The sequence below is a fragment of the Novosphingobium aerophilum genome (genome assembly GCF_014230305.1).
Taxonomy (GTDB): domain Bacteria; phylum Pseudomonadota; class Alphaproteobacteria; order Sphingomonadales; family Sphingomonadaceae; genus Novosphingobium; species Novosphingobium aerophilum.
Window position 1 is genome coordinate 1 of sequence record NZ_JACLAU010000111.1, and the last position, 1,145, is coordinate 1,145.

Below are 1,145 nucleotides of genomic sequence, written 5' to 3' on the forward strand. Positions count from 1 at the left end.
GGGGAGCAACCGTCTAGGCGAGAGCCCATTTCTGCTTGTTGCGGATCATGGCGTTGAGGGCTGTGATGAGTTTTCGCATGATGGCGACGAGAGCGACCTTTGGGGGTTTTCCTGCGGTTTTCATGGCCTGGTAGACCTGGACCATAGGTTTGTTTTTCCTGCTGGCGACGAGCGCGGCCATATAGAGGGCATCGCGGGGTGGTTTGCGCCCGCCGGCGATCCTTCGCTTGCCCTTGAAGGCGCCGCTTTCGCAGTCGAAGGGGGCGACGCCGATGAGGGCAGCGGCCTGTCTTGCGGACAGGGTTCCGAGTTCGGGCATGAAGGCGATGAGGGTGGCGGCGGTGACCGCACCGATGCCGGGGACGGATTGGATGATGGCCTGGCGCTCGGCCAGTTCGGGATGGCTTGCGAGGAGTTTGGCGATCTCGGCCTCGACCAGCGCAATTTCAGCGGACAGGCGCTTGCCGCGTTGGGCGGCGATGCGCCCAAGCATGGCAATGCGGGTCTGCCCGGCCTGATTGGCGCAGCGGGTCCGTTCCTCACACAGCTGCCGCCGTGCCGTGACGAGTTCGGCGAGGGTGGCCAGCGCGGGGTCATGGCGTGTCTCGCGCTGGGGTAAAGCCGCACAGAACCGGGCGATCATCATCGCATCGATACGATCGTTCTTGGCGAGTACGCCGGCGGCGCGAGCAAACTGGCGCAGGCGCGCCGGATTGACACGGCGCGCAGGCAGGTTCGCCGCGCACAGCGCCGCCAGCAGTGGCCGCTCGTAACCGCCCGATGCCTCGAAGCCGACCGCCTGCGGCTTGAGGCCCCGCAGCCAGCGCACCAGCTGGCGCAGCCCATCCCGGTCGTTGGCAAAGACGCGTGCCTCGCCGTCAGACAAGGAACAGGCATCGAGCCGGGACTTACTCACATCGATGCCGACAAATCCATCCTGCTGTGCCATATCTTGGTTCCCATCCTTGCGTGTGCGGGGTCTTGGCCCCGTGCAACCGTGCGGGCTGACAAAGATCCGTCCGGGCCCAAGCTCCCCAGCGGGCTGCTACGACCAAGGGGGACGCGGGCTCGCGAACGGGCGGGAGGCTCCGCTAGCGGAGCCTCCCGCAATCGCATCATGCACCACTTTCAAGATACAAGGGGGA

General features: G+C 65.7%; 1 protein-coding gene. It reads right to left on the reverse strand.

What is annotated here, in order from left to right:
- Positions 1-13: 13 nt before the first annotated feature.
- Positions 14-949, reverse strand: coding sequence for an IS110 family RNA-guided transposase (locus H7F49_RS19240; protein WP_185685157.1), 936 nt, complete (start codon positions 947-949; stop codon positions 14-16).
- Positions 950-1,145: the final 196 nt, after the last annotated feature.

Excerpts from the sequence above, each read along its gene's own strand:
- H7F49_RS19240 (WP_185685157.1), bottom strand. The coding sequence starts at position 949 with ATGGCACAGCAGGATGGATTTGTCGGCATCGATGTGAGTAAGTCCCGG.